The 22,809-nt window shown below is 72.0% G+C and carries 25 protein-coding genes; 20 read left to right on the forward strand and 5 right to left on the reverse strand.

The genetic code is table 11. The features are described from left to right. Window positions 1-158 precede the first annotated feature (158 nt). From OG702_RS23710 to OG702_RS23720, 3 genes are all read left to right on the forward strand, one after another. Window positions 159-1,946 carry a DEAD/DEAH box helicase gene (locus tag OG702_RS23710; RefSeq protein ID WP_327290944.1) on the forward strand — a complete coding sequence of 596 codons (1,788 nt, stop codon included), beginning with the start codon at window positions 159-161 and terminating at the stop codon, window positions 1,944-1,946. A 244-nt stretch (window positions 1,947-2,190) separates the two neighbouring features. After that, window positions 2,191-2,985, forward strand: a complete 795-nt coding sequence (locus tag OG702_RS23715) for an IclR family transcriptional regulator (protein ID WP_327290945.1) — start codon at window positions 2,191-2,193, stop codon at window positions 2,983-2,985. A gap of 58 nt (window positions 2,986-3,043) precedes the next feature. Further along, a complete protein-coding gene (locus tag OG702_RS23720) occupies window positions 3,044-3,832 on the forward strand; it encodes a S16 family serine protease (protein WP_327290946.1) in 789 nt (262 codons plus the stop codon). Window positions 3,833-3,889: 57 nt separating this feature from the next. Here the strand turns inward: OG702_RS23720 and OG702_RS23725 are convergent, their stop codons facing one another. After that, a complete protein-coding gene (locus tag OG702_RS23725) occupies window positions 3,890-4,372 on the reverse strand; it encodes an Lrp/AsnC family transcriptional regulator (protein ID WP_327290947.1) in 483 nt (160 codons plus the stop codon). A 126-nt stretch (window positions 4,373-4,498) separates the two neighbouring features. On the opposite strand from OG702_RS23725, the gene hppD reads away from it, so the two are divergent. Both hppD and OG702_RS23735 read left to right on the forward strand, forming a co-directional pair. Continuing rightward, entirely contained in the window at window positions 4,499-5,614 is a 1,116-nt protein-coding gene (hppD, locus tag OG702_RS23730; protein ID WP_327290948.1) for a 4-hydroxyphenylpyruvate dioxygenase, read from the forward strand. Between the two features lie 255 nt (window positions 5,615-5,869). After that, window positions 5,870-7,237, forward strand: coding sequence for an FAD-binding oxidoreductase (locus OG702_RS23735; RefSeq protein ID WP_327290949.1), 1,368 nt, complete (start codon window positions 5,870-5,872; stop codon window positions 7,235-7,237). A 15-nt stretch (window positions 7,238-7,252) separates the two neighbouring features. Here the strand turns inward: OG702_RS23735 and OG702_RS23740 are convergent, their stop codons facing one another. Further along, window positions 7,253-7,741: an SsgA family sporulation/cell division regulator gene (locus tag OG702_RS23740; protein ID WP_327290950.1), complete on the reverse strand. Its 489-nt coding sequence runs from the start codon at window positions 7,739-7,741 to the stop codon at window positions 7,253-7,255. A gap of 271 nt (window positions 7,742-8,012) precedes the next feature. Between OG702_RS23740 and OG702_RS23745 the strand changes: the two genes are divergently transcribed. Further along, window positions 8,013-9,107, forward strand: coding sequence for an RDD family protein (locus OG702_RS23745; protein ID WP_327290951.1), 1,095 nt, complete (start codon window positions 8,013-8,015; stop codon window positions 9,105-9,107). A 100-nt stretch (window positions 9,108-9,207) separates the two neighbouring features. After that, a complete protein-coding gene (locus OG702_RS23750) occupies window positions 9,208-9,777 on the forward strand; it encodes an RDD family protein (RefSeq protein ID WP_327290952.1) in 570 nt (189 codons plus the stop codon). A 17-nt stretch (window positions 9,778-9,794) separates the two neighbouring features. Here the strand turns inward: OG702_RS23750 and OG702_RS23755 are convergent, their stop codons facing one another. Then, the gene (locus OG702_RS23755) at window positions 9,795-10,088 is read right to left on the reverse strand and encodes a hypothetical protein (protein WP_327290953.1); all 294 of its coding nucleotides are present in this window, start codon (window positions 10,086-10,088) and stop codon (window positions 9,795-9,797) included. Window positions 10,089-10,423: 335 nt separating this feature from the next. Between OG702_RS23755 and OG702_RS23760 the strand changes: the two genes are divergently transcribed. Next, window positions 10,424-12,829 (forward strand): immune inhibitor A domain-containing protein, encoded by a 2,406-nt coding sequence (locus tag OG702_RS23760; RefSeq protein WP_327290955.1) that lies wholly within the window; start codon window positions 10,424-10,426, stop codon window positions 12,827-12,829. An 85-nt stretch (window positions 12,830-12,914) separates the two neighbouring features. Then, the gene (locus tag OG702_RS23765) at window positions 12,915-13,217 is read left to right on the forward strand and encodes a hypothetical protein (protein WP_327290957.1); all 303 of its coding nucleotides are present in this window, start codon (window positions 12,915-12,917) and stop codon (window positions 13,215-13,217) included. A gap of 9 nt (window positions 13,218-13,226) precedes the next feature. Here OG702_RS23765 and OG702_RS23770 read toward each other — a convergent pair whose 3' ends face one another. Together OG702_RS23770 and OG702_RS23775 are read right to left on the reverse strand one after the other, a co-directional pair. Next, complete coding sequence (locus tag OG702_RS23770; RefSeq protein ID WP_327290958.1) at window positions 13,227-13,814, reverse strand: isochorismatase family protein; 588 nt, start codon at window positions 13,812-13,814, stop codon at window positions 13,227-13,229. A gap of 171 nt (window positions 13,815-13,985) precedes the next feature. After that, a complete protein-coding gene (locus tag OG702_RS23775) occupies window positions 13,986-15,305 on the reverse strand; it encodes a nicotinate phosphoribosyltransferase (protein WP_327290959.1) in 1,320 nt (439 codons plus the stop codon). 111 nt (window positions 15,306-15,416) lie between these two features. Between OG702_RS23775 and clpS the strand changes: the two genes are divergently transcribed. From clpS to rdgB, 11 genes are all read left to right on the forward strand, one after another. After that, on the forward strand, window positions 15,417-15,737 hold the full coding sequence (clpS, locus tag OG702_RS23780; RefSeq protein ID WP_327290960.1) for an ATP-dependent Clp protease adapter ClpS: 321 nt from the start codon (window positions 15,417-15,419) through the stop codon (window positions 15,735-15,737). Next, window positions 15,737-16,300 (forward strand): DUF2017 domain-containing protein, encoded by a 564-nt coding sequence (locus OG702_RS23785; RefSeq protein WP_327290961.1) that lies wholly within the window; start codon window positions 15,737-15,739, stop codon window positions 16,298-16,300. The genes clpS and OG702_RS23785 overlap by 1 nt, the downstream gene beginning before the upstream one ends. A 79-nt stretch (window positions 16,301-16,379) precedes the next feature. Beyond that, entirely contained in the window at window positions 16,380-17,855 is a 1,476-nt protein-coding gene (locus OG702_RS23790; RefSeq protein WP_327290962.1) for an amino acid permease, read from the forward strand. 49 nt (window positions 17,856-17,904) lie between these two features. After that, window positions 17,905-18,315 carry a M67 family metallopeptidase gene (locus OG702_RS23795; protein WP_327290963.1) on the forward strand — a complete coding sequence of 137 codons (411 nt, stop codon included), beginning with the start codon at window positions 17,905-17,907 and terminating at the stop codon, window positions 18,313-18,315. Window positions 18,316-18,374: 59 nt separating this feature from the next. Further along, complete coding sequence (locus OG702_RS23800) at window positions 18,375-18,479, forward strand: putative leader peptide (RefSeq protein ID WP_327290964.1); 105 nt, start codon at window positions 18,375-18,377, stop codon at window positions 18,477-18,479. A gap of 156 nt (window positions 18,480-18,635) precedes the next feature. After that, window positions 18,636-18,914: a MoaD/ThiS family protein gene (locus tag OG702_RS23805; RefSeq protein WP_327290965.1), complete on the forward strand. Its 279-nt coding sequence runs from the start codon at window positions 18,636-18,638 to the stop codon at window positions 18,912-18,914. Then, the gene (locus OG702_RS23810) at window positions 18,914-19,864 is read left to right on the forward strand and encodes a PLP-dependent cysteine synthase family protein (protein WP_327290966.1); all 951 of its coding nucleotides are present in this window, start codon (window positions 18,914-18,916) and stop codon (window positions 19,862-19,864) included. The genes OG702_RS23805 and OG702_RS23810 overlap by 1 nt, the downstream gene beginning before the upstream one ends. Window positions 19,865-20,221: 357 nt before the next feature. After that, window positions 20,222-20,974, forward strand: a complete 753-nt coding sequence (locus tag OG702_RS23815) for an MBL fold metallo-hydrolase (RefSeq protein ID WP_327290967.1) — start codon at window positions 20,222-20,224, stop codon at window positions 20,972-20,974. Between the two features lie 161 nt (window positions 20,975-21,135). Next, window positions 21,136-21,369: a PTS glucose/sucrose transporter subunit IIB gene (locus OG702_RS23820; protein ID WP_327290968.1), complete on the forward strand. Its 234-nt coding sequence runs from the start codon at window positions 21,136-21,138 to the stop codon at window positions 21,367-21,369. A gap of 95 nt (window positions 21,370-21,464) precedes the next feature. After that, the gene (gene rph / locus OG702_RS23825) at window positions 21,465-22,199 is read left to right on the forward strand and encodes a ribonuclease PH (RefSeq protein WP_327290969.1); all 735 of its coding nucleotides are present in this window, start codon (window positions 21,465-21,467) and stop codon (window positions 22,197-22,199) included. Continuing rightward, entirely contained in the window at window positions 22,196-22,801 is a 606-nt protein-coding gene (gene rdgB / locus OG702_RS23830; RefSeq protein ID WP_327290970.1) for an RdgB/HAM1 family non-canonical purine NTP pyrophosphatase, read from the forward strand. The genes rph and rdgB overlap by 4 nt, the downstream gene beginning before the upstream one ends. Window positions 22,802-22,809 lie beyond the last annotated feature (8 nt).

Genomic DNA, 22,809 nt, shown 5'->3' on the forward strand with positions numbered 1-22,809 from the left:
CGGCGGAGCGGCGCCGGGTGTGATGTCGGTCGCACCGCGGAAGGGGCGGACGCCGACGGCGGGGCGCGGGCCGCGGGCCGGTTAGGCTGGGGCGGTTTTCGTACGGGCCGTGCCACCGGGACCGGGGGCGGCCGCCGCCCTACCCTCACCCGGAGACCGTGACTACCACCGCCTCGCACCCCCATCACCTGTCTCCCGCCTTCCCCGGCCGTGCGCCGTGGGGAACGGCGAACAAGCTGCGGGCCTGGCAGCAGGGGGCCATCGACGCCTATGTCGCGCGGCAGCCGCGCGACTTCCTGGCGGTGGCGACCCCCGGCGCGGGAAAGACGACGTTCGCGCTCTCGCTCGCGTCGTATCTGCTGCACAACCACCTGGTCCAGCAGATCACCGTCGTCGCGCCGACCGAGCACCTGAAGACGCAGTGGGCGGACGCGGCGGCGCGGATAGGGATCAAGCTGGACCCGCAGTACAGCGCGGGTCCGGTGGGACGCGAATACCACGGCGTCGCGGTGACGTACGCGGGCGTCGGCGTGCGGCCGATGCTGCACCGCAACCGGTGCGAGCAGCGCAAGACGCTGGTGATCCTGGACGAGATCCACCACGCGGGCGACAGCAAGTCCTGGGGCGAGGCGTGCCTTGAGGCCTTCGACCCGGCCGCCAGGCGGCTCGCGCTGACCGGGACGCCGTTCAGGTCGGACACCAACCCGATCCCGTTCGTGGCCTACGAGGAGGGCAACGACGGCATCCGGCGCAGCTCGGCCGACTACACCTATGGCTACGGCAACGCCCTGGCCGACGGTGTCGTGCGGCCGGTGATCTTCCTGTCCTACAGCGGCAACATGCGCTGGCGCACCAAGGCGGGCGACGAGATCGCGGCCCGGCTCGGCGAGCCGATGACCAAGGACGCCACCGGGCAGGCCTGGCGGACCGCGCTGTCGCCGACCGGCGACTGGATCCCCAACGTGCTCAGGTCCGCCGACCAGCGGCTGACCGAGGTGCGCAAGGGCATCCCGGACGCCGGCGGCCTGGTCATCGCCACCGACCAGGACTCGGCCCGCGCGTATGCCAAGCTGCTGAAGGAGCTGACCGGGCACAAGCCGACCGTGGTGCTGTCCGACGACACCGGCGCCTCCAAGCGCATCGAGAAGTTCAGCACTTCCGAGGACCGCTGGATGGTCGCGGTGCGGATGGTCTCCGAGGGCGTGGACGTGCCGCGCCTCGCGGTCGGGGTGTACGCCACCACGATCTCCACGCCGCTGTTCTTCGCGCAGGCGGTGGGCCGTTTCGTACGGTCGCGGCGGCGCGGCGAGACCGCGTCGGTGTTCGTGCCCACCATCCCGATGCTGCTGGAGTTCGCCAACGAGATGGAGGTCGAGCGCGACCACGTGCTCGACAAGCCGAAGAAGGCGGGCGAGGAGGACCCGTTCGCCGAGGAGGACCAGCTGCTCGCGGACGCCGAGAAGGCCGAGGACGAGGACACCGAGGACGACCAACTGCCCTTCGAGGCCCTGGAGTCCGACGCCGTCTTCGACCGGGTCCTCTACGACGGCGCCGAGTTCGGCATGCAGGCGCACCCGGGCAGCGAGGAGGAGCAGGACTACCTCGGCATCCCGGGCCTGCTGGAACCGGACCAGGTACAGATACTGCTGCAGCGCCGGCAGGCCCGGCAGATCGCGCACAGCCGCAAGAAGCCGGACGACGAGGCCGACCTGCTGGAGCTCCCCGCGGACCGGCGCCCGGTGGTCTCCCACCGCCAACTGCTGGAACTGAGAAAGCAGTTGAACACTCTGGTGGCCGCGTACAACCATCAGAGCGGCAAGCCGCACGGTGTGATCCACAACGAGCTGCGCCGGGTCTGCGGGGGTCCGCCGAGCGCCGAGGCGACCGCCGGGCAGCTCGGCGAACGGATCAAGAAGGTGCAGGAGTGGGCCACCCGAATGCGATGATTTCCGCGGTGTTACCCGGATATGACAAGCGACGAGCCGTCATCTCGGTGCCCGGATTGTGGACGGCCTCTTCCGCTGAGCGGTACAACCTCGCTACCGTGCCGATCACGCACGCGCCGTGGCAGAGCCGCCGCGGAGCGCAGCCGGTAAGCCGACAACCGGCGGCCTCTCCGCGCACTGCCGCGGGACCGGCGGTGCGTCGTCTTCGTGACAAGCGCCGCCGATTCTATGAGGAGGGGGCGTCGTGACCGCGGAGACGTCTCAGACACTGGATCGGGGCCTGCGGGTCCTGAAACTGCTCGCCGACACCGATCACGGCCTGACCGTGACCGAGCTGGCGGCCAAACTCGGGGTGAACCGGACGGTGGTCTACCGGCTGCTCGCCACCCTGGAACAGCACTCGCTGGTGCGCCGCGACCTCGGCGGCCGTGCCCGGGTCGGGCTCGGCGTGCTCGGCCTGGCCCACCAGGTCCACCCGCTGCTGCGCGAGGCGGCGCTGCCCGCACTGCGCTCGCTCGCCGAGGACATCGGGGCGACCGCCCACCTGACCCTGGTCGACGGCAGCGAGGCGCTGGCCGTCGCCGTGGTCGAACCGACCTGGACCGACTACCACGTCGCCTACCGCACCGGCTTCCGCCACCCGCTGGACCGGGGCGCGGCGGGCCGGGCGATCCTCGCCGGCCGCGGCATGCAGCCGACGCCCGACGGGAGCCGCTGGGAGCGCTTCGCGGACGCCCACGACGGCCAGGACGACCTGGAGGGCCGCGAGAGCGGCCAGGACCCGCTGGACGAGGACGGCGGCGCGATGGTGCGGATCGGCAGCGCCTCGGTCGCCACCAGCCTGGCCACCGACCAGGTCCGCTACGTCCTGACCCACGGCGAGCTTGAGGCGGGCGCGAGCGGCGCCGCCGCCCCGCTGCTCGGGGTGCCGGGGGTGGAGGGCAGCGTCGGCGTGGTGATGCTCTCCGAGGCGGTACCGGAACGGGTCGGTCCGCGGGTGGTGGAGGCGGCGACGGAGGTGTCGGACGCACTGCGCTGACCGGGTGAACCAACCCGCGGTTTCTGGGCGGGGTCGGCGGTGAATTAAGGTCGGGCGCATGCCTACGCTCTCCCGCCGGTCCCTGGCCCTCGCCGTGTGCGCGGCGGTCGTGGCCGCACTGCTGGCCGTGGCCGCCTTCGCGCCGCTGCCGGTGTCCATCGTGCAGCCCGGGCTGACCGCGGACGTGCTGGGCAGCAACGGAGGCACCCAGGTCATCACGGTCAGCGGGACGCCGGTACGCGCCACCAGCGGGCAGCTGCGGCTGGTCACCATCGCGGCGACCTCGCCGGACACCCCGGTGCACTTCGTCGACGTGGCGAGGTCCTGGTTCGACACCAGCAGGGCCGCGATGCCGCGCGACTCGGTCTACCCCAGCGGCGGCTCGGTCAAGGCCATCGAGAAGGCCAACCTCAAGGAGATGACCGACTCGCAGGAGGCGGCCACCACCGCCGCGCTCGGCCACCTCCACCTGTCGCCGTCCGCGGTGAAGGTGAACCTGCGGCTCGCCGACGTCGGCGGCCCCAGCGCCGGGCTGCTGTTCACCCTCGGCATCATCGACAAGATCGACGGTGACGGCCACGGCGGCGACCTCACCGGCGGCCGCAGCATCGCCGGCACCGGCACCATCGACGCGGCGGGCAAGGTCGGCGCGGTCGGCGGCGTACCGCTCAAGGAGCTGGCCGCCCGCAAGGACGGCGCCACCGTCTTCCTGGTGCCGCGCGCCGAGTGCTCCGACGCCACCGCCCAGCTCCCCGGCGGCCTGCGGCTCATCCCCGTCGACACCCTCGACGGCGCCCTGGCGGCCCTGTCCGCACTGGACGCGGGCAAGCAGACGCCGGCCTGCTGACAGCGGCCCCCCCGCCGGGGCCGGCGGCCGCCACGGGCGGCGGCGCCGGGCCGGCGGTCACGCCGGGGGCCAGGTGTCCCTGGCGGCCTGCTCCACCAGCGGGATGATCCGCAGCGGGACCGGATTCTCCATCACGATCGCGGTCGCCGCGCGCACGATGCCCTCGAACCCGACCACCTTGTCGATCACCCGCTGCAGGTCCGCGTTCGAGCGGGCCACCAGCCGGCACAGCATGTCGCCCTCGCCGGTCGTGGTGTGCAGCTCCAGCACCTCGGGCACCGACGCCAGATGCGCGCGGACGTCGACGCCCTGCCCCTGCTTGATCTCCAGCGTCGCGAACGCCGTCACCGGATAGCCCAGCGCCGCCGGGTCCACCTGCGGGCCGAAACCGCGGATCACCCCGTGTGCCTGCAACCGGTCGAGCCGCGCCTGCACGGTGCCGCGCGCCACCCCCAGCCGGCGCGACGCCTCCAGCACGCCTATCCGCGGCTCCCGGTCGAGCAGCGTGATCAGCCGCCCGTCCAGCCTGTCGATGCCCATCCCCGCCCGCCTTTTCCATGGTCATCCTGCACAGATTGACCCGTCGATCGTCACCCGTGCTGTGCAGTCTGTCCAGCGAGAACCGGAACTGTTGCGCACCCTGGAGGTCGGCGGGACGCTTTTGCCATGACTGAGACCAAGGACGCTTTCCCCGTCAAGGGCATGGACGCGGTGGTCTTCGCGGTGGGCAACGCGAAGCAGGCCGCGCACTACTACTCGACCGCGTTCGGGATGCGCAAGGTGGCGTACTCGGGACCCGAGAACGGCAACCGCGAGACCGCCTCGTACGTCCTGGAGTCCGGCGGCGCCCGCTTCGTCCTGACATCCGTCATCAAGCCGGCCACCGAGCACGGCCGCTTCCTCGCCGACCACGTCGCCGCGCACGGCGACGGCGTCATCGACCTGGCCATCGAGGTCCCCGACGCCCGCACCGCCTACGAGTATGCCGTCGCCCACGGCGCGCAGGGCCTCGCCGAGCCCTACGAACTCAAGGACGAGCACGGCACAGTGGTGCTCGCCGAGATCGCCACCTACGGCCAGACCCGGCACACCCTGGTCGACCGCAGCGGCTACGACGGCCCCTACCTGCCCGGTTACGACGCGGTGCCGCCGGTCGTCGAACCGCCGGCCAAGCGCTACTTCCAGGCCGTCGACCACTGCGTCGGCAACGTCGAACTCGGCCGCATGAACGAGTGGGTGACCTTCTACAACCAGGTCATGGGCTTCACCAACATGAAGGAATTCGTCGGCGACGACATCGCCACCGAATACTCCGCCCTGATGTCGAAGGTCGTCGCCGACGGGACGCTCAAGGTCAAGTTCCCGCTCAACGAGCCGGCGGCGGGCAAGAAGAAGTCCCAGATCGACGAGTACCTGGAATTCTACGGAGGCCCCGGCGTCCAGCACATCGCGCTGGCCACCAACGACATCGTCGCCTCGGTGCGCGCGATGCGGGCCGCCGGCGTCGAATTCCTCGACACCCCCGAGTCGTACTACGACACCCTCGGCGAGTGGGTCGGCGACACGAGGGTGCCGCTGGCCGAGCTGCGCGAGCTGAAGATCCTGGCGGATCGGGACGAGGACGGGTATCTGCTGCAGATCTTCACCAAGCCGGTGCAGGACCGGCCGACGGTCTTCTTCGAGATGATCGAGCGGCACGGGTCGATGGGCTTCGGCAAGGGCAACTTCAAGGCGCTCTTCGAGGCGATCGAGCGAGAGCAGGCCCGTCGCGGCAACCTCTAGCCGCACCCCGCGGCGGGGGGTACGCCATCCCGCGGGCCGCGGCGGTCGGTGGGTTCCCCTTGTGCAAGGGGGTGCCCATCAGGGGCGCGGGGAACTGCGCGACCAGCCCACCACCGGCCGGTGGTCCGGATCGGACCGATCTGCCCCTTTGGGTCGGTGGCGACCCACGCCCCGGTGGGGGCTGGTCGCGCCGTTCCCCGCGCACCTGGGGGGTGCCGACTTACGCCGGGTGGCGCGGAGTGCCATGGTGGGGGGATGGGTGACGTGATCGAGATGTTGACGGCGGGGCTGCCCCCAGGGGCAGTGATGACCGACCCGGAGGTCATGGCGTCGTACGCGCACGACATGGCGAGCTTCTCCGAGGCGGGCGCGCCGCAGGCGGTGGTGTTGCCGCGCACCGCCGAAGACGTCCAGCACGTGATGCGCACGGCCACCGCCGCCCGCGTGCCGGTGGTGCCGCAGGGGGCGCGGACGGGGCTGTCCGGCGGCGCCAACGCCGTGGACGGCTGCATCGTGCTGTCGCTGCGGAAGATGGACAGGATCTTGGAGATCGACCCGGTGGACCGGATCGCCGTGGTCGAACCCGGCGTCGTCAACGCGGTGCTGTCCCGCGCGGTCGCCGAGCGCGGGCTGTACTACCCGCCGGACCCGTCGAGCTGGGAGCAGTGCACCATCGGCGGCAACATCGGCACCGGCGCGGGCGGCCTGTGCTGCGTGAAGTACGGGGTCACCGCCGAATACGTCCTCGGCCTCGACGTGGTGCTCGCCGACGGCCGGCTGCTGAGCACCGGGCGGCGTACGGCCAAGGGGGTCGCCGGCTACGACCTGACGCGGCTGTTCGTGGGCTCGGAGGGCACCCTCGGCGTGGTGGTGAAGGCGGTCGTCGCCCTGCGCCCGGCCCCGCCCCAACAGCTCGCGCTGGTCGCGGAGTTCCCCACGGCGGCCGCCGCGTGCGCCGCGGTCTGCGCGATCATGGAGGGCGGCCATGTGCCGTCGCTGCTGGAGCTGATGGACGGCACCACCATCCGCGCGGTCAACGCGATGGCGCAGATGGGGCTGCCGGAGTCCACCGAGGCGCTGCTGCTTGCCGCCTTCGACACCCCGGACCCGGCGGCCGACCTGGCCGCGCTCGGCGAGCTGTGCAGGGCGGCCGGGGCCGCCGAGGTGGTGCCGGCGCAGGACGCGGCGGAGTCCGAACTGCTGCTGCAGGCCAGGCGGTTGTCGCTCACCGCACTGGAGAAGGTCTCGACGGCCACCATGATCGACGACGTGTGCGTACCGCGCGGGCGGCTCGGCGAGATGCTGGACGGGGTCGCCGCGGTCGCCGAGCGCTTCGGCCTGACGATCGGCGTGTGCGCGCACGCCGGCGACGGCAACACCCACCCCGTGGTCTGCTTCGACGCGCACGACCCCGACGAGTCCCGGCGGGCCAGGGAGTCCTTCGACGAGATCATGGCGCTCGGGCTGGCGCTGGGCGGCACCATCACCGGCGAACACGGGGTGGGGCTGCTGAAAAGGGACTGGCTCGCACGTGAACTCGGGCCCACCGGAATGGAGTTGCAGCGCGGCATCAAGGCCGTCTTCGACCCGCTCGGACTGCTGAACCCGGGCAAGGTCTTCTGACCGCGGCAGCGGCCGTCACGCACTCGCGTCGGGGGTGTCGTCCGGCCGGCCCTGCCCGGGGGACGGGTTGCCCAGCCACAGCTCGTCGCCCGCCACCGGGGCCAGCAGGCGGCTCAACCCGTCGTCCATGCCCAGCTGTTCGTGCTCGGTGCCCGGCGGCACCACCCGCAGGGTCCGCTCCAGCCAGGACGCCACCGGCGAGGACGGCGCTTCGAGCAGCGCCTCGCCGTCCGGCGAACTGAGCGCCATGCACAGCACGCTGCGGCCGTTGACCTTCGTCGGCCAGATCCGGACATCGCCGTGGCCGCAGGGTCTGAACACCCCCTCCACGATCAACTCCCGGGCGAACGTCCAGTTCACGGGCGCGTCGGAGCCCACGTGGAAGGTGACGTGCACGGCGAACGGATCGTCCGTGCGGTAGGCAAGCTTGGCCGGTACGGGGATGCTGCGCTCGGGCGACAGCATCAGTTGCATTTCGAGTTCGCGTTCCACCACGGTCTGCATCGAGTCGACGTCCTTTCCTTGGCGCGGCGGCCCCTCTTGGCGGGTTTCGCGATCGGGGCCAGCACCTGGAGAGAGCGCGTGCCACTCCCACCATTACGCGGGTTCGCGAGATTCGGTTCAAAATCCCGGAAGAGGGGGCGCGCGGCGCGCCGGGGGGGTAAGGACATGTCAGAGAGGGTGGTGTACGGCGGCGCGGTCCCGCCGGGTCCGCCGGTCTGGTATGTCTGGACGCTGCACACCCCCGGCCGAGCAGATACGGAACCTGTGAACCATGAGCGCACCTCCTTCTGGCTCCCCCGGTTCTTCGCCGTCCGCGTCCCCGGCGCCGGGTTACTACCCGGACCCGTCGATCCCGAACTACATCCGCTACTGGGACGGATCGGGCTGGGTGCCGGGTACGAGCCGGCCCGCGCCCGAGGGCTCGCAGCCGGCCGCCGCGCAGCCCGCGGTCGACGAGTCGGGGCCGATGTTCCTCGACGCGGATCCGGCGGCGCCGGCCGCCGTGCAGGGCGTCCCGGAGACGCCCCCGCCGGCGCCCGCACCCGCATCCGCCCCGGTTCCGTCGCCCGCCGCCGAGCCCGCCCCCGCGCCCGCGTGGCCCGCGGCGGCGGGCGCACCCGGCACCGAACTGCCGCCGATCTCCTGGGGAGCGCCGGGCTCGCAGCCGTCGCCGCAGCCCTCGCGTCCGGCGCCGGCCGCGGAGGCCGAGTACCGGCCCCCGCATCAGCAGCCGAGGGTCACCCCGCAGCCCGCCCGGCCCGAGCCGGCCGTGCCCGCGCAGACGCCCGCGCCCTGGGCCGAGCAGGTGCACGAGCTCGCCCGCGAGGGCGTCGCGCCGTGGCGGCCGGTGCCGAGCGACCCGTTCGGCAGCTCCCGCTCCCTGGAGCGGCCCGGCGGCCTCCTCCTGCGGTTCGCCGCGCGGGTGGTGGACACGGTGGTCTTCGCCGCGGTCACCGGGGCGGCGGCGGTGCCGCTGGGCTCGGCGGCGTATCAGCACGCCAAGGACAAGGTGGACGCGGCGAAGCTGACCGGTGAGACGGTCAAGGTGTGGCTGCTCGACGCCACGACCGGCGCGGAGCTGGGCGCGGTGCTGCTGGTGGCGCTGCTGGCCGGGGTGCTGCTCGAAGTGCTGCCCACGGCCAGGTGGGGGCGCACGCTCGGCAAGAAGCTGGTCGGCCTGAAGGTGCTGGACATCGAGGCGCAGCAGCCGCCCGCCTTCGGTGCGAGCCTGCGGCGCTGGCTGACCCGTACAGTGCTGAACCTCTTCGTGGTGGGTGTCGTCGGGGTGGCCTGGTGCCTCTTCGACCGCCCCTGGCGCCAGGGCTGGCACGACAAGGCCGCGCACACCTTCGTCTCGGCCACCTGACGCCCCGGCGGGCCCCGCCGCGCCGGCGGGGGGGGACCGGCGTCGCCCGGATGGGTACGGGTAGCGGGCGGTGCGTCAGGTGGCGGGATTCACTCGGGGTATGAGCAGCGATCAGCCACCCCCGCAGCAGCCGACCGCAGGGAACCCGTACGGCAGCCCGCCCCCCGGCGGCGGCAACCCGTACGACGACCCGGGGTACGGCGGGGGAGGGGGCGGCGGCGAGGACCCGCTGTCCGGCATGCCCCCGCTGGCCGCCTCCGGCCGCAGGGTGCTCGCCCGGGTCATCGACCTGATCATCGTCTTCATCCCGGCGGCGCTGCTGGACTGGGCGTCCGGCGGGGTGCACAGCAGCGGCTGGACCGCCGGCCGCGGCGCCACCGGCGGCGTCTTCACCGCGGTGCTCGGCTTCCTCTACGAGTGGTACATGACGCAGTCCACCGGCCAGACGGTGGGGAAGAGGCTGACGGGCCTGCGGGCCGCGATGCTCTCCGACGGCAGCGTGCCGACGCAGCGGGCCGCGGCGGTGCGCGCGGCCGTCCTGTGGCTCCCGGCCTTCTGCTGCAGCTGCTTCTGGTTCCTGATCATCGGCATCACCGTGCTGTTCGACAAGCCGTACAAGCAGGGGCTGCATGAGAAGGCGGCCAGGACCGTGGTCGTGACCGCCGTCTGATGGCCCGCACCAGCGGGTCAGCGCCGCAGCGAACGCTCTCCGACCCGGGAGCCCGCGCCGCTCGTCACGCGCGAGCGCGGGACGGGGACGGCGGCCGGGGGGATCGGGGCGGGTCCGAGCGAGGCGCGGCGGCGGGCGGCCACCGGCATGGTCACGCCCACCGCGACGAGCAGCCCGAGCAGCAGCCCGCCGGCGGCCACGGCGACGACGGCGGCGCCGGAGCGTACGTCGGACAGCAGCAGTGTCGCGAGGGTGGACAGGACGACGGTCAGGGAACCGTAGGCGAGTTGCGCGGTCGTCGGACGTGGCATCGGGGGAACCGTCCTCGGGTACGTCGAAGCGGGGGCACGCTGACGGGTGGTTCCTGTTCGGCATGCCCGGGGCGAACACCTGGTAAGCATGACCTAACCCGCCGCGGGGTGCACGAGGGGGCGCACGGGGTCGCACGCGTGTCCGGTTGTGGTGGCGCCCGGGAGCGGCGTGGTCTCGACGCGGCAGTGCCGAAGTGGCACGTGGCGGACCTGACGTCCGGTCAGCGGAGCCGTGGAACCGGTAAACGTACTGTCCTGCCATGCTCAAGTCAAGGTCTGTTTTTTCGCCCGCCACTCCGGTGCAATGGCCTTTCCCAAGGGGAGGTCAAGTAATCTTGAAATATCAGCGGAGGATCACCCAACCCGCCGCCCTGGCCCTGGCAATCGCCGTCCTGGGCGTGCTGCCCACCGCCGCGGCGGCGGGCGCGGCGGCGCCGGCAACCGGCACCGTACCTGCGGCTTCGACGCACGACCCGGCGGACAGCCAGGCGCACGACCTGCCGGGCCCGTTCAGCAAGCAGCAGTCGGCCGAGCGCTCAGCCGCCCTGCAGCAGGTGGTCGCCGGGCAGGCGACGGTCCAGCAGATCGGCGCCTCCAAGGTCGTCCAACTCGGCTCCGGCAAGGGCAAGAAGAGCAAGTACGTCGAGCTGGGCCGGGAGAAGACCGACAAGATCTTCACCATCCTCGCCGAGTTCGGCGACCAGGTGGACAGCACAAGCACCTACGACCCGGACGGGCCCGACGGCCCCGAGGCCCCGGTCACCAAGTACGGCGGCACCCCGGGCCCGGCGCACAACACCATCGCCAAGCCCGACCCGGCCACCGACAACAGCACCGCCTGGCAGGCCGACTACAACCAGGCGCACTTCAAGGACCTGTACTTCTCGCACAAGGCCGGTCAGGACTCGCTGGCCACCTACTACGAGAAGCAGTCCTCGGGCCGCTACTCCGTCGACGGTGAGGTCTCGGCCTGGGTCAAGGTGCCCTGGAACGAGGCCCGTTACGGCTCCAACTACTGCGGCAGCACCATCTGCTCCAGCGCCTGGGACCTGATCCGCGACGCCACCACCGCCTACGTCGCCGACCAGCAGGCGCAGGGCCGCACCTCCGCGCAGATCAAGGCGGACCTGGCGCAGTACGACCAGTGGGACCGCTACGACTACGACGGCGACGGCAACTTCAACGAGCCCGACGGTTACATCGACCACTTCCAGATCGTGCACGCGGGCGAGGACGAGTCGGCCGGCGGCGGCGCGCAGGCCACCGACGCGCTGTGGGCGCACCGCTGGTACGCCTACGGCACCGACGCCGGGCGCACCGGCCCGGCCGCCAACAAGGCGGGCGGCACCCAGATCGGCGACACCGGCATCTGGGTCGGCGACTACACCCTCCAGCCGGAGAACGGCGGCCTCGGCGTCTTCGCGCACGAGTACGGCCACGACCTCGGCCTGCCCGACGAGTACGACACCACGTACATCGGCGAGAACAACACCGCCTTCTGGACGCTGATGTCGTCCGGCTCGTGGATGGGCACCGGCAAGAACGCCATCGGCGACCGCCCCGACGACATGAACGCCTGGGACAAGCTGCAGCTGGGCTGGCTCAACTACGGAACCGCCAAGGCCGCGACGCGCTCCACCACCAAGCTGGGCGTCGCCGAGTACAACACCAAGGACAAGCAGGCGCTGATCGTCTCGCTGCCGGACAAGACCGTCACCACCTCCATCACCGCGCCCGCCGAGGGCAGCAAGCAGTGGTGGTCGGGCAGCGGTGACAACCTGTCCAACACGCTGACCCGTTCGGTGGACCTCACGGGCAAGTCGTCGGCGTCGCTCACCCTCAAGGGGTGGTGGGACATCGAGGAGAACTACGACTACCTCTACACCGAGGTCTCCGCGGACGGCGGCGCCAGCTGGACCGCGCTGGACGGCACCGCGAACGGCAAGTCGCTGCCCAGGGACGGCGGCGACGCCCCGGCCCTGACCGGCACCAGCGGCGCCTACGAGGACCTGGCCTTCCCGCTGGACGCCTACGCGGGCAAGCAGATCCAGCTGCGCTTCCGCTACCTCACCGACGGCGGCGTGGCGCAGAAGGGCTTCACCGCCGACGCGATCACCGTGACCGCCGACGGCGCGGCCGTGGTCAGCGACGGCGCAGAGACCGACGACAACGGCTGGACCGCCAAGGGCTTCACCCGGATCGGCGCGTCCTTCACCAACGACTACCCCGAGTTCTACATCGCCGAGAACCGGCAGTACGTCAGCTTCGACCAGACGCTGAAGACCGGCCCGTACAACTTCGGCTGGCTGGACACCAAGGCCAAGAAGGTCGAGCACTTCCCGTACCAGAACGGACTGCTCGTGTGGCTGTGGGACACCTCGCAGGCGGACAACAACGTCGGCGCGCACCCGGGCTCCGGTGAGATCCTGCCGGTCGACGCCCACGCCAAGCCGGAGAAGTGGTCGGACGGCTCGCTGATGCGCAACCGCATCCAGGCCTACGACTCGACCTTCAGCTGGTACCCGACGCAGGGCCTGACCCTGCACAACAACGGGGTCGCCGCCAGGGTCGGCGCGAAGCTCGGCTCGCCGATCTTCGACGACCACTACGGCACGTACTGGTACGACAGCAACCCGTACGGCAGCGTGCAGGTGCCCGACACCAACACCCGGATCAGCATCGTCGCCGAGCCGCTCAGCGGCAGCACTATGACGGTCCAGGTCGGCCCGTCGCACCGCTGACGACATCGGGCGTCTGACCTGCGGTAACGCAGCGTTCGGCCGTCGCCTGCTGGTGGGCGGCGGCCGGACGGCCGATGATGTGACCATGGCGGTCGGAGGTTTCGTCAAGCTGCCGAGCGGCACGGTGGTCGTCGCCCTCGTGCTGGCTCACCCTGCCGAGCCGGCGCACGCGGTCAGGGTCGTGGTGCACGCCCTGAACCGGCAGCGCGCGCTGACCCGGCTGAGCAACCTGGGCTTCCGCGGCACCCGCCTCACCGGCAACGCCGAGCCCCCCACCCCGGACGAGATCACCGCGGTGCTGCATCACCCGGACGGCCTCATCTGGCGCGACCACCACGCCAGGACATCCGATCCCTGGCACCCGATCTCGACACTGAACCGGATCTAGGCCGCCGTCTCAGACGACGCCCTGGGTCTCCACCAGTTCCACTCCCGCGGTGCGCAGCTCGCCGAGCGCGCGCTGCGTGCTCTCCGCCCCGACGCCGGCGGTCAGGCCGACCAGCACCCGGGTCGTGAAGCCCTCCCCGGCCGCGTCCAGGGCGGTGGCCCGCACGCAGTGGTCGGTGGCGATCCCCACCACGTCCACCTCGCCGACCCCGCGCTGCCGCAGCCAGTCCGCGAGCCCCACGCCGTTCTCGTCCCGGCCCTCGAAGCCGCTGTACGCGGCCGCGTGTGCGCCCTTGTCGAAGACGGCGTCCACCGCGCCGGAGGCCACCGCGGGGGCGAAGTTCGGGTGGAACCCGACGCCCTCGGTGCCCGCCACGCAGTGCACGGGCCAGGTGGTGACGAAGTCCGGCTCGGCCGAGAAGTGGTCTCCGGGGTCGATGTGGTGGTCGCGGGTGGCCACGACGTGCCGGTAGTTCCCGGCGGCCTCCCCGATCAGGTCCGTGACCGCGGCGGCCACGTCCGCCCCTCCGGTCACCGCGAGACTGCCCCCCTCGCAGAAATCGTTCTGCACGTCGACGACGATCAGTGCGCGGTGCATTTTGCCCTTCCGGCGGATGAGTGGGTGTGGGTCGGTGGCTGCGGGTCGATGTGGGTCGGTTGATGTGGGCCGAGCGTAGGGATTCTCCCCCGCCCGCGAAGCCTTGCACGCCGCCGGGCGGCTTTCTGCCCCGCCGGGCCCCGCGGGTGCCTCAACGGGCGCCCCGCGCCCTCACAGGACCTCCGTGGGGAGCACCGGCTCGCCCCGGGAGAGCTGGGTCGCCGACACCGGCAGGCTCGCGCGTGCCTCGATGTGCCGCAGCCGCGCCGCGTCGAGCGGTTCGCGCCCGACGACCTCACCGCCGCGCACCAGCGGGACCAGCAACTGCCGGTCGGCCAGGTCGCCGGGGACCGGCCCGCTGCCGACGACCTCGGCGACGGCGACCCCGTCCTCGTCCACCCGGCGGGCGGCCCACTTGCGCCCGCCGATGCTGGTCTTGCCGCCCAGCGACTTCTTCGCCACCGGCACCAGTTCGCCGTCGTCACCCGCACGGGCGACCAGCTTGTAGACCATCGAGCAGGTCGGCTGGCCGCTGCCGGTGACCAGCGAGGTGCCGACCCCGTAGGAGTCGACCGGCGCGGCGGCCAGCGACGCGATCGCGTACTCGTCGAGGTCGGAGGTGACCACGATCCTGGTGTTCTTCGCGCCGAGGTCGTCCAGTTGCTGGCGCACCCGGTGGGCGAGCAGCAGCAGGTCGCCCGAGTCGATGCGGACCGCGCCGAGCTCGGGGCCCGCGATGTCCACCGCGGCCCGTACCGCGGTCGCCACGTCGTAGGTGTCGACCAGCAGGGTGGTGCCGCGGCCGAGGGACTCCACCTGGGCGGTGAAGGCGTCCCGCTCGGTGTCGTGCACCAGCGTGAAGGCGTGGGCGCTGGTGCCGACGGTGGGGATGCCGTAGCGGTAGCCGGCCGCGAGGTTGGAGGAGGTCCTGAAACCCCCGACGAAGGCCGCGCGGGAGGCGGCGACCGCCGCCAGCTCGTGGGTGCGCCGGGCGCCCATCTCCACCAGCGGGCGCCCCGCGGCGGCCACCGCCATCCGGGAGGCGGCGGCGGCGATGGCCGAGTCGTGGTTGAGGATCGACAGGATCACCGTCTCCAGCACGACCGCCTCGGCGAAGCTGCCCTCCACCCGCAGGATCGGCGAGCCGGGGAAGTAGACCTCACCCTCCGGGTAGCCCCAGATGTCACCCGTGAAGCGGTATCCGCTCAGCCATTGGAGTGTCTCCTCGTCGACGACGTGCTCGCGGCGCAGGAAGTCCAGGACGGGCGCGTCGAAGCGGAAGTTCTCGACCGCGTCGAGCACCCGGCCGGTGCCGGCGACGACGCCGTAGCGGCGGCCCTCCGGCAGCCGGCGGGTGAAGGCCTCGAAGACCGAGCGGCGCCCCGCCGCCCCGCTGCGCAGGGCCGCCTGCAGCATGGTCAGCTCGTAGCGGTCGGTGAAAAGCGCGGTGGACGGCACGTCCACCGGCAGTCCCAGCTCTGCTGTGCTCATGGCCGGGATGCTACCCCCTATCTCGTCAGAGTGACGAGATGTCGCCGCTGTGCGCGCCCTCACACCCGTGCGGGCACGCCCATTTGTGCGAGACCCCACAAGAGCGGCAGCATGGAACCTGTGAGTGTCGCCCCAGTCGAGCCCGTCGAGACCGAACGCACCGAGTCGAGCGAAGCGCCGTCCGCGGTCCCCGAACCGGACGTTCCGTGGGTGACGCTCGTGCACAACGACCCGGTCAACCTCATGAGCTACGTGACGTACGTCTTCCAGGCGTACTTCGGCTACTCGAAGGGCAAGGCCACCAAACTCATGCAGGACGTCCACTACAAGGGCAGGGCCGTGGTCTCCAGCGGCAGCCGCGAAGAGATGGAGCGCGACGTGCAGGCCATGCACGGCTACGGCCTGTGGGCCACCCTGTCGCAGGACCGCTGATGGCCCGCAGGCGAGCCCGTTCGGGCTACTTCGAGGCGGCCAAGGGCGGCGGCGCCAGCATCGTGCTGGACCAGGGCGAGATCTCCATCCTGCGCTCCCTGGTGGTGCAGTTGCTGGAACTGGTCGGACCGGGGCCCGGAGCGGCCGACGCCGACGACGACCCGCTGGCCGAGCTGTTCGCCGAGGGCCCCAGCAAACCGCCGGAGGACCCGGCGCTCGCCAGGCTGTTCCCCGACGCCTACGAGGAGCAGTCGGACGCCTCCGACTTCCGCCGCTTCACCGAGAACGACCTGCGGGCCCGCAAGCGCGACGACGCGCTGGCCGTGGTGCACTGCCTGGACCGCGGCGCCGGGAAGCTGGCGCTGACGCCGGACGAGTCCCGGCAGTGGCTGGGCACCCTCAATGACCTGCGGCTGACCATCGGCGCCTATCTGGACATCACCGAGGACGACGACAACGGCCTGTACCACCTGCCGGACGACGACGAGCGCAAGCCCATGGTGGTCGCCTACCTGTGGCTCGGCGCCCTCCAGGAGTCACTGGTCGAGACGCTGATCCCGTAGGGCGGCCCACGGGTGTCCGCCACCCCTCGGGTGGCGCAGCCGGGATTTCGGCAGCGCGTCCCCGTGGTACGAATCCGGCATGACGGACGTGAAGGACGCAACGCCCCACGCCGGGACGGACGAGGACTACGAGCGCGGGCTCGGCAGCCGGCAGATCCAGATGATCGCGATCGGCGGCGCCATCGGCACCGGGCTCTTCCTCGGCGCCGGCCGCGCCATCCACCAGGCAGGCCCCAGCCTGATCCTGATGTACGCGGTCGCCGGGGTCGCGGTGTTCGCGATCATGCGGGCGCTGGGCGAACTGCTCACCTACCGGCCGGTGTCCGGCTCCTTCGCCGACTACGCCCGCGAGTTCCTCGGCCCGTTCACCGGCTACGTCACCGGCTGGACGTACTGGCTGATGTGGGTCGTCACCGGGATGGCCGAGGTGACCGCGGCCGCCACGTATCTGGCGTACTGGTGGCCGCAGGTGCCGCAGTGGAGCGCGGCGGCCGGCTTCCTGGTGGTGCTCTTCACGGCCAACCTGATCTCGGTGAAGCTCTTCGGCGAGGTCGAGTTCTGGCTGTCGATGATCAAGGTCACCGCGATCCTGGGGATGATCCTCATCGGCGTCGGGGTGCTGACCCTGGGACTGTCCGCGGCCGGTGACACCGCGTCGGTCGGCCATCTGTGGCACGACGGCGGCTTCTTCCCCAACGGGCTGGGCCGCTCGCTGCTGACCCTGCAGATCGTGATGTTCGCCTACGTCGCGGTCGAACTCGTCGGCGTCACCGCGGGGGAGGCGCAGAATCCGCGCGAGACGCTGCCCAAGGCCATCAACACCCTGCCGTGGCGCATCGTGCTGTTCTACGTCGGCGCGCTGACGGTGATCCTCTGCGTGGTGTCCTGGACCGAGTTCCGGCCCGGCGTCAGCCCGTTCGTCGCCGCGTTCGCGAAGATCGGCATCCCCTTCGGCGCCGGCATCGTCAACTTCGTGGTGCTGTCCGCCGCCCTGTCCTCGTGCAACTCCGGGATGTACTCCACCGGCCGGATGCTGCGCGACCTGGCCGTCAACGGACAGGGGCCGCGCGTCTTCGGCAGGCTGACCGGCCGCCGCACCCCGGCCGCCGGCATCCTCGCCTCGGTCGGCGTGATGGGCATCGGGGTGTGGCTCAACTACGTCGACCCGGCGGGCGCGTTCACCTACATCACCGCCTTCGCCACGGTGGCCGGGGTGTGGACCTGGGGCGTGATCCTCGCCTCGCACATCCGCTACCGCTCCGCGGTGCGCGAGGGACGCGCCGCCACCGCGTGGTTCACCGCGCCCGGCGGCGCCGCGGCCAGCTGGGCGGCGCTGGTCTTCCTGGCCGCGGTCGTGGTGCTGATCGGCGCCGACAGCCAGGCCCGGATCTCGCTGTACGGCGTCCCGGTGTGGTTCGCCGCGCTCGCGGCCGGCTACCGGGTGCTCAGGCGGCGCAACCCCGCCGCCTTCACCCGCCGCGCGCACGTACCCCCCGCGCCGGAGACCGGGCTGCGGGACGGCCCGCAGCCGGCGCCGGACGCCCCCGCGCTGTGAGACGGTGGCGCCCTGCCGCGGCGGCGGGCGCCCCTGTTACTTTTCCCGCATGCTGACCATCACCCAGGAGCTCCACGACGCGATCGTGGCCCACGCCCGCGCCGACCACCCCGACGAGGCCTGCGGCGTCGTGGCGGGGCCGGAGGGCAGCGACCGGCCAGAGCGGTTCGTCCCCATGCTGAACGCGGCCCGCTCGCCGACCTTCTACGAGTTCGACTCCACCGACCTGCTCAAGCTCTACCGGGACCTGGACGACCGGGACGAGGAGCCGGTGATCGTCTACCACTCGCACACCGCGACCGAGGCGTACCCGTCGCGTACCGACATCTCGTACGCCAACGAACCGGGCGCGCACTACGTCCTGGTCTCGACCGCGGAGGACTTCCAGTTCCGCTCGTTCCGCATCGTGGACGGTGCCGTGACCGAGGAACCGGTCAAAGTAGTGGCTTCGTACGCCTGACGTCCCGGATACCGAGACGCGCGCCTCGGCCCCGTTCGGGGAATCGATACGATGAGCCCATGGTTTCCACCGACGTGAGCGACAAGGCGCCGGGCTCGCTGCTCGTGGCGCGGCTGCACGTCGACCTGTGCCGCCGCACCAGCGCGGCCTGTCCGCGCGCCTGACCGCACCACCGGCAGGACCGCCCGCCCCCGCGGGCCCCCTGCCGCTGCCAGCCCCCGTACGGCCCGCACAGCACCGCAGCCCGCCGCACCCGTCACACCCCGCACGCCACCGAGCCGCAGCACGCACCGCACCCACGCACTCACTGGAGCGCAGACATGGCCATCGAGGTCCGCATCCCGACCATCCTCCGCACCTACACCGGCGGCGAGAAGTCCGTCGAGGGCGCGGGCAGCACGCTCGACGAGCTCCTCGCCGACCTCGACACCCGGCACACCGGCCTGCGCGAGCGCGTCGTCGACGGCGCCGAACTGCGCCGCTTCGTCAACGTCTACCTCAACGACGAGGACGTCCGCTTCCTCGACGGCATCGCCACCAAGCTCACCGACGGCGACAGTGTGACCATCCTGCCCGCCGTCGCCGGGGGCATGGCCTGATGCGCTACGACAGCCCGCTGGCGGCGGTCGGCAACACCCCGCTGGTCCGCCTGCCGCGCCTGTCACCGTCCGACGCCGTGAGCGTCTGGGCGAAGCTGGAGGACCGCAACCCCACCGGCTCGGTCAAGGACCGCCCGGCCCTGCACATGGTCGAGCAGGCCGAGGCCGACGGGCGGCTCACCCCCGGCTGCACCATCCTTGAGCCGACCTCCGGCAACACCGGCATCTCGCTGGCGATGGCCGCCCGGCTCAAGGGCTACCGCATCGTCTGCGTGATGCCCGAGAACACCTCCTCCGAGCGCCGCGAACTGCTGACCATGTGGGGCGCGGAGATCATCTCCTCGCCCGCGGCCGGCGGCTCCAACACCGCCGTGCGGGTCGCCAAGGAGCTGGCGGCCGAGCACCCCGACTGGGTGATGCTCTACCAGTACGGCAACCCGGCCAACGCCGGCGCGCACTACACCACCACCGGGCCGGAGATCCTCGCCGACCTGCCGACGATCACCCACTTCGTCGCCGGCCTGGGCACCACAGGCACCCTGATGGGCGTCGGCCGCTTCCTGCGCGAGAAGGTCCCCGGCGTCGCCATCGTCGCCGCCGAGCCGCGCTACGACGACCTGGTCTACGGGCTGCGCAACCTCGACGAGGGCTTCGTGCCCGAGCTCTACGACGAGACCGTGCTGACCAGCCGCTTCTCCGTCGGATCCCAGGACGCGGTCCGCCGCACCCGTGAACTGCTCCAGCAGGAAGGCATCTTCGCCGGCGTCTCCACCGGCGCGGCCCTGCACGCGGCGCTCGGCGTCGCCGCCAAGGCCGAGCGCGCGGGCGAGCGGGCCGACGTGGTCTTCGTCGTCGCCGACGGCGGCTGGAAGTACCTGTCGACCGGCATATACACCGCCCCGACCACCGAGGCCGCGGTCGAGGCGCTGCACGGCCAGCTCTGGGCCTGACTGCGGCCCGGGCCGCCGCGCCCGGCAGCTCGCGCCCCAGGGCCCGGCGCCGAGCGGGCGGGCGGGCGGGCGCACGGCGCCGGACGGGAGAGCCCGCCCGTCCGGCGTAACGCCGGTTCTTTACCCCGGCAGAACCTCGACGATACGTTCGGCAGCCGAGCACAAAGCGCCAAGTGCGGCCGTACGGGACGTAAAAGACCCCCCGGACTGGTGATTCCGCCCACAACGGGGCGCCGTGGAGGCCCGGCGCGCCGCCTCGCGCTTTACCCTCGCAAGACAGGCGGACCGCATTCCGCCACACCCCCCACCCTTCAGGAATGGGGTGATTGCGGCGCGCCCACGGAGGTGTTTCCAGGAATGAAGCTCACCGTCGTCGGCTGCTCGGGGTCCTTCCCGTCCGCGGACTCGGCTTGCTCGAGCTATCTCGTCGAGGCCGACGGCTTCCGGCTGCTGATCGACATGGGCAACGGCGCCCTGGGCGAACTGCAGCGCCACGTCGGGCTGTACGACCTGGACGCGGTCGTCCTGAGCCACCTGCACGCCGACCACTGCATCGACATGTGCGGCTACTTCGTCGCCCGCTACTACCGGCACGACGGCGGCCCGGCCGCCGCGATCCCGGTCTACGGCCCGGCCGGCACCGAGCAGCGGCTGAACATCGCCTACGGCGACATCCCGGACGAGAAGTGCATGAGCGAGGTCTTCGACTTCCGCACCCTGCGCCCCGGCACCTTCCGCCTGGGCCCCTTCGACGTCACCACCGACCGGGTCAGCCACCCCGTCGAGGCCTACGGCTTCCGGCTGGACTACCAGGGCCGCGCCCTGGCCTACTCCGGCGACACCGGCCCCTGCGGCGCGCTCGACGCCCTCGCGCAGGGCGCCGACCTCTTCCTGTGCGAGGCCTCCTTCACCGCCGGCAAGGAGGACATCCCCGAGCTGCACCTCAACGGCCGCGAGGCCGGCGAGATCGCCGCCCGCGCCGGGGTCTCCCGGCTGGTCCTGACCCACATCCCCCCGTGGACCAGCCCCTCCGCCAACCTGCGCGACGCGCAGGCGGCCTTCGACGGCCCGGTGGAACTGGCGAAGGCGGGCGCGGTCTACGAGCTGTAGACCGGGCGCCCGCCCGCGTACGAACCCCGCCAAGCCCGCGGCCCGCGCTGGTGGTCGGCAGGGTGGGCCGGCGGGCGGTCGACCGCCCGTGAAGGCGGGGCAACCGTGCGTTAACGTGACATTACGGACCCGTGGTGGGTCAGAGACACAGGGAGACCCAGATGGCCACCAAGGCAGAGAAGATCGTCGCCGGGCTCGGCGGGCTCGACAACATCGAAGAGGTCGAGGGCTGCATCACCCGGCTCCGCACCGAGGTCGTCGACCCCTCCCTCGTCGACGAGGTCGCACTCAAGGCCGCCGGCGCGCATGGCGTCGTGAAGATGGGCACCGCGGTCCAGGTCGTCATCGGGACGGACGCGGACCCGATCGCGTCGGACATCGAAGACATGATGTAGCCGCCTGCCCCCCACCCCCGGGTCGTGCCCCGCCCGGGCACCTCCCTTCCCCGGGGGCCGGGGTGGGCGGTACGTCACCCGGATAGGCTCGGGGGATGTCACGATTTGACGGCCGTAGGCCGGATCAGCTTCGCCCCGTCACCATCGAGCGCAGCTGGAGCAAGCACGCGGAAGGCTCGGTCCTCGTCTCCTTCGGCGACACCCGCGTCCTGTGCACCGCCAGCGCCACCCAGGGCGTACCCCGGTGGCGCAAGGGCAGCGGCGAAGGCTGGGTCACCGCCGAATACTCGATGCTGCCGCGCGCCACCAACACCCGCGGCGACCGCGAGTCCGTCCGCGGCAAGATCGGCGGCCGCACTCACGAGATCTCCCGCCTCATCGGCCGCTCACTGCGCGCCGTCATCGACTACAAGGCCCTCGGCGAGAACACCGTCGTGCTGGACTGCGACGTCCTCCAGGCCGACGGCGGCACCCGAACCGCCGCCATCACCGGCGCCTACGTCGCGCTCGCCGACGCCGTCAGCTGGATGCAGGACAACCACTTCATCAAGGCCAGGTCCCGCCCCCTGACCGGCACCGTCGCCGCCGTCAGCGTCGGCATCGTCGGCGGCGTACCGCTGCTCGACCTCGCCTACGAAGAGGACGTCAAGGCCGAGACCGACATGAACGTCGTCTGCACCGGCGACGGCCGCTTCGTCGAGGTCCAGGGCACCGCGGAGGGCCAGCCCTTCGACCGCGCCGAACTCGACGCCCTGCTCTCCCTCGCCGTCGGCGGCTGCGCCGAGCTGACCGCGGCCCAGCAGGCCGCCCTGGAGGCGACCCTCCAGTGACCCACCGCCTCGTCCTCGCCACCCGCAACGCCCACAAGGTCACCGAACTCCGGGCGATCCTCACCGCCACCGGCCTCGACGTCGACCTCGTGGGCGCCGACGCCTACCCCGAGATCCCCGACGTCAAGGAGACCGGCGTCACCTTCGCCGAGAACGCCCTGCTCAAGGCCCACACCCTCGCCGAGGCCACCGGACTGCCCGCCGTCGCCGACGACTCCGGCCTGTGCGTCGACGTCCTCGGCGGCGCCCCCGGCATCTTCTCCGCCCGCTGGGCCGGCCGGCACGGCGACGACGCCGCCAACCTCGCCCTGCTGCTGGCCCAGCTCGGCGACATCGACGCCCCCCACCGCACCGCCTTCTTCGCCTGCGCCGCCGCCCTCGCCCTCCCCGACGGCCCCACCCGCGTCGCCGAGGGCCGCCTCACCGGCACCCTGCGCCACACCCCCACCGGCACCGGCGGCTTCGGCTACGACCCGATCCTCCAGCCCGACGGCGAGACCCGCACCTGCGCCGAACTGACCCCGGCAGAGAAGAACGCGATCAGCCACCGCGGCAAGGCCTTCCGCGCGCTGGCACCGATGGTGGCCGAACTGCTGGGCTGAGCACACGG

The sequence above is a fragment of the Streptomyces sp. NBC_01198 genome, from assembly GCF_036010485.1.
GTDB lineage: Bacteria > Actinomycetota > Actinomycetes > Streptomycetales > Streptomycetaceae > Actinacidiphila.